General features: G+C 69.8%; 6 protein-coding genes. 5 read left to right on the top strand and 1 reads right to left on the bottom strand.

Features of this window, described 5'->3' with window-relative positions; genetic code table 11:
* Positions 1 to 34 precede the first annotated feature (34 nt).
* Positions 35 to 337, bottom strand: coding sequence for a hypothetical protein (locus VFZ20_RS30520; protein ID WP_329687752.1), 303 nt, complete (start codon positions 335 to 337; stop codon positions 35 to 37).
* A gap of 259 nt (positions 338 to 596) precedes the next feature.
* Here VFZ20_RS30520 and glyA point away from each other — a divergent pair, with 259 nt between their 5' ends.
* The 5 genes from glyA to VFZ20_RS30495 all read left to right on the top strand — a co-directional run.
* A complete protein-coding gene (gene glyA / locus VFZ20_RS30515) occupies positions 597 to 1847 on the top strand; it encodes a serine hydroxymethyltransferase (RefSeq protein WP_329687751.1) in 1251 nt (416 codons plus the stop codon).
* 156 nt (positions 1848 to 2003) lie between these two features.
* Entirely contained in the window at positions 2004 to 2303 is a 300-nt protein-coding gene (locus VFZ20_RS30510; RefSeq protein ID WP_329687750.1) for a hypothetical protein, read from the top strand.
* Complete coding sequence (locus VFZ20_RS30505; RefSeq protein ID WP_329687749.1) at positions 2300 to 2710, top strand: PIN domain-containing protein; 411 nt, start codon at positions 2300 to 2302, stop codon at positions 2708 to 2710. Before VFZ20_RS30510 ends, VFZ20_RS30505 begins: the two co-directional genes overlap by 4 nt.
* Before the next feature lie 141 nt (positions 2711 to 2851).
* Positions 2852 to 4216, top strand: a complete 1365-nt coding sequence (gene miaB, locus VFZ20_RS30500; RefSeq protein ID WP_329687748.1) for a tRNA (N6-isopentenyl adenosine(37)-C2)-methylthiotransferase MiaB — start codon at positions 2852 to 2854, stop codon at positions 4214 to 4216.
* Positions 4213 to 4426 (top strand): hypothetical protein (locus tag VFZ20_RS30495; RefSeq protein WP_329687747.1); only part of this gene is annotated, 214 nt, incomplete at its 3' end. The genes miaB and VFZ20_RS30495, both read left to right, overlap by 4 nt.

Genomic DNA, 4426 nt, shown 5'->3' with positions numbered 1-4426 from the left:
GCCCGCGCCGCCGCTCGTTTGTCTATCGCGGAATCTACTCGCCGCGCCCGTTGCCGCGGCCCCGGTTGCCGTTGCGGCAGCGTCCGTTGCCGTTGCCATTGCCGTTGCCCGCGTTGCAGCGAACCTCGTCGCGCTTGCCCTTGTTGCCGTTGGGCCGCGCGCTACGGTCGCGGTTGCCTTCGCGGTCGCGGCTGTCGATTCGGCCGTCGCCGTTGCGGTCCACCGTGGGGCGCGCGCTGCCGGGGTAGTACACGGGGTTGCGGTTGTTGCCGGAGCAGGCGGCGGTCGCAAGCACGACCGCGAACATCGCGGCGCCAAGGCGAGGGAAGTGCTTCATGGGGATGTCTCCGCGTCGGTGCGCCGGAAGGGGCCGTTGCCGGCCGGCCGGCGCTGTCCTCGATGACCGTGCGCGCGGACGGCCGCGCCCACAGGCGTTTGCCGGTCCGCTCGCAAGTGCTGAGCCGTAAAGACGATCGGATGTGCCGCGGGGTCACGCGGCGGCGTCCGCCACTGTACACCGGCGGGGCGGCGGGGTAGTTTGCGGCGCCGCATGGCCCGTATCCCAGGAACGCCCGAGCTGCCGGATAGACAATCGAATGGACGCGCTCAAGCAGACCGATCCCGACATCCACCGCCTGCTCGTTGCCGAGGCGGAGCGCCAGGAGCACCAGCTGGAGATGATCGCCTCGGAGAACTTCGTTTCCCAGGCGGTGCTGCAGGCCATGGGCTCCGTGCTCACCAACAAGTACGCCGAGGGCTACCCGGGCAAGCGCTACTACGGCGGCTGCGAGGTGGTGGACGAGGTGGAGGCGCTGGCCCAGGAGCGGCTGCGCACCCTCTTTGGCGCCGAGCACGCCAACGTGCAGCCCCACAGCGGCGCGCAGGCCAACATGGCCGTGTTCTTCGCGCTCATGGAGCCGGGCGACACCCTGCTGGGAATGAACCTGAGCGAGGGCGGCCACCTCACGCACGGCTCGCCCGTGAACTTCAGCGGGCGGCTGTACAACGTGGTGGCGTACGGCGTGCGCCCCGACGACCACCGCATCGACTACGCGGCCCTGCGCGACCAGGCCATGCGGACCCGGCCCAAGGTGATCGTGGCCGGCGCGTCGGCCTATCCGCGGCAGATCGACTTCGAGACGTTCGGCGAGATCGCGCGCGAGTGCGGGGCAAAGCTGGTCGTGGACATGGCGCACATCGCCGGCCTGGTGGCCACGGGGCACCATCCCAACCCCGTGCCGTACGCCGACGTGGTGACGTCCACCACGCACAAGACGCTGCGCGGTCCCCGCGGCGGGCTCATCCTGAGCACCGGGGAGCACGCCAAGGCCATCGACAAGCAGATCTTCCCCGGCATCCAGGGCGGCCCGCTCATGCACGTGATCGCGGCCAAGGCCGTGGCATTCGGCGAGGCGCTGCGGCCGGAGTTCGGCGACTACAGCGGCCGGGTGATCGCCAACGCCCGCGCGCTGGGCGAGGGGCTGGCCGAGCGCGGGTTCACGCTGGTGTCGGGCGGCACGGACAACCACCTGCTGCTGGTGGACCTGCGCAGCAAGGGTGTCACGGGCAAGGTGGCCGAAAAAGCGCTGGACCACGCCGGCATCACCGTCAACAAGAACACGGTGCCGGGCGAGACGGAGTCGCCGTTCGTCACCAGCGGCGTGCGCATCGGCACGCCGGCGCTCACCACGCGCGGGCTGGGCACGGCGGAGATGGCGATCATCGCCGACCTCATCGACCGCGTGATCGCGGCCCCGGCCGACGAGCAGGTGGCGGCCACGGTGCGCGGCGAGGTGCGCGAGCTGTGCGACCGGTTCCCGCTGTACGGCGAGTGGGCGCGGCAGTAAGGGCCTGAACGGCGGGTTGCAGGGGACAGGTTACGGGGGACGGCCCGCAACGGCATGAACGGCCCCGCTCTTGGTGAGTGAGGCCGTTTTTCGCGCCCGGTTGACGTACGTGCGGCTTGTACGCATCGTTGGTGGGGAATCAACAAGGAGTCGCGTATGGCCAAGGTAATGCTCAACGTCGAGCTCGAATCCGGGCTCGTGGATCGCGTGCGGCGTTACAGCGAGCAGCACGGAACCGGCGTCGCTGAAACCATCGAGCAGCTGATCGGGACGCTGCCGGCAAATGGCACGAGCGATGTGCGGTCGCTGCATTCGCCGGCGGCCCCGCTCCCCAACGAGGCTGAGGATTGGACTCGCGAGCTTACCCTGGGAGTGCGAAAGCTCCTGGGGGCAGGCGCGGGTGACGCCGACGAGGAGGACTATCGCCGCTACCTGCTTGGAAAGCACGGGCGGTGAAGCTGCTTCTGGACGTAAACGTCGTGCTGGATGTTGCGCTCAACCGGCCGCCGTTCGTGGTCGACGCTGCCCTGGTGCTGAGCGCCATCGATCAGGGGCGCGCGGAGGGCTTCGTCGCGGCGCATACCATCACGACCGCCTTCTACATCATCGCCAAGAACCAGGGTCACCAGGCGGCGGTAACCGCCGTGGCCGAGGTGCTCCGAATTCTGGACGTCGTTCCCGTGGATCGCGCGGGCCTGTCGCACGCACTGCGCCTTGGCTGGCGGGACTTCGAGGATGCCGTGCAGACGGTGTCGGCCAGCAAGATCGGCGCGGATTTCATCGTCACGCGCGATCTGCAGGACTTCAGCGGTTCACCGGTGCCTGCGCGTGACCCTGCGTTCGTCCTGCCGCTGCTCCGGTAACCGGCGCTCTTCCGCCGTTGCAGGCTGTCCCCTGTAACCAGTCCCCTGTCCCCCGCAGTTGTAGTTCCCGCCCGTGAACCCGCCCGCCGCTCCGGTGTATGCGCACGGTCTTGCGCCCAACCGGTTCCCGCAGTGCCTACCATGAAGCGAGCCTACATCGAGACCTACGGCTGCCAGATGAACATCAGCGACAGCGAGCTGATGGCCGGAATCCTGGCAGAGCAGGGGTTCGTCGCCACCGACAAGCCCGACGACGCCGACGTCATCCTCGTGAACACGTGCGCCATCCGCGACCACGCGGAGCAGCGCGTGATCGGCCGCGTGGGGCAGCTGCAGGAGTTCCGGCGGCAGGGCGCCGTCATCGGCGTCACGGGGTGCATGGCGCAGCGCATGGGCGACTCGCTGCTGGGCCGCGCCGGCGGCGTGGACCTGGTGATGGGCCCCGACGCCTACCGCCAGCTCCCCGACAAGCTCACCGAGGTGGCCGGCAAGCGCACGCGCCCCGCGCTGCCCCTGGCGTTTGGCCAGCACGCGCCGCAGCAGCCGCGCGGGCTCACGGTGCTGGGCTTTGACCCGCACGAGAACTACGAGGGCGTCGCCGCAAAGCGCATCAGCCGCGTGAGCGCGTGGGTGCCCATCCAGCGCGGGTGCAACTACCGCTGCACGTACTGCATCGTGCCGTACGTGCGCGGCGACGAAAAGAACCGCGACCCGCAGGCCATCCTGGACGAGGTGCGGGCCCTGGCCGCCGACGGCGTGCCCGAGGTGACGCTGCTGGGCCAGACGGTGAACTCGTGGGAGCACGGCGGCTGGAGCTTTCCGCGCCTGCTGCGCGAGGTGGCGCGGGTGGACGGCATTCGCCGCGTGCGCTTCACGAGCCCGCACCCCAACGGCTTCACGCGTGAGCTGGTGGAGGTGATGGCCACGGAGCCGGCCGTGTGCAAGCAGCTGCACCTGCCCGTGCAGAGCGGCCACAACCGCACGCTCAAGCGCATGCTGCGCCGCTACACGGTCGAGGAGTACCTGGAGAAGATCGAATGGGTGCGCGAGGCCATGCCCGGCATCGCGCTTTCCACGGACGTGATCGTGGCGTTCCCCGGCGAGACGGACGAGGAGTACCAGGCTACCCTGGAGCTCATGCGCGCCGTGCGCTACGACGACGCGTTCCTGTACAAGTACAGCGAGCGCGACGGCACGCCGGCCACGCGCCTGCCGCGCGACCAGTTCGTGCCCGACGAGGTGGGCAAGGCGCGGCTGGAGCGGCTGATCGAGACGCACCGCGCCATCCAGGCGGAGCTCTACCACGCCGAGGTGGGCCGCGTGGAAGAGGTGCTGGTGGAAAAGGAGGGCCGCCGCGGCGGGCTGCAGGGCCGCACGGAGAGCAACAAGGTGGTGACGTTCGACGGACCGGTGGAGCTCATCGGCTATTTTGCCGAGGTCAAGCTGGTCTCCACCTCCGGCGCCACCTTCGTGGGCGAGCTGGCGCACGCGATGGCGGCCGCGTGAGCGCGCCGCGCTGGCTGCCCGCCGCCGGCGTGACCCTGGTGGCGGCGGCGTTCACCTGGTTTAACCGCGGCGAGCGCATCGTCGTGGACCTGGGCCTGTTTCGCCTGTACCGCGCGCCGCTCACGGTGGTCGTCTTCCTGGCGTTCCTGGCCGGGATGCTGTCGATGATGGCGTTGAGCCTGCGCCATGACCGGCGCGTGCGCGAGGAGC

The organism is Longimicrobium sp. (assembly GCF_036280135.1).
Classification (GTDB): Bacteria; Gemmatimonadota; Gemmatimonadetes; order Longimicrobiales; family Longimicrobiaceae; genus Longimicrobium.
Note: the sequence above shows the minus strand (reverse complement) of the source record. Positions and strands in the feature narration are given on the sequence as shown.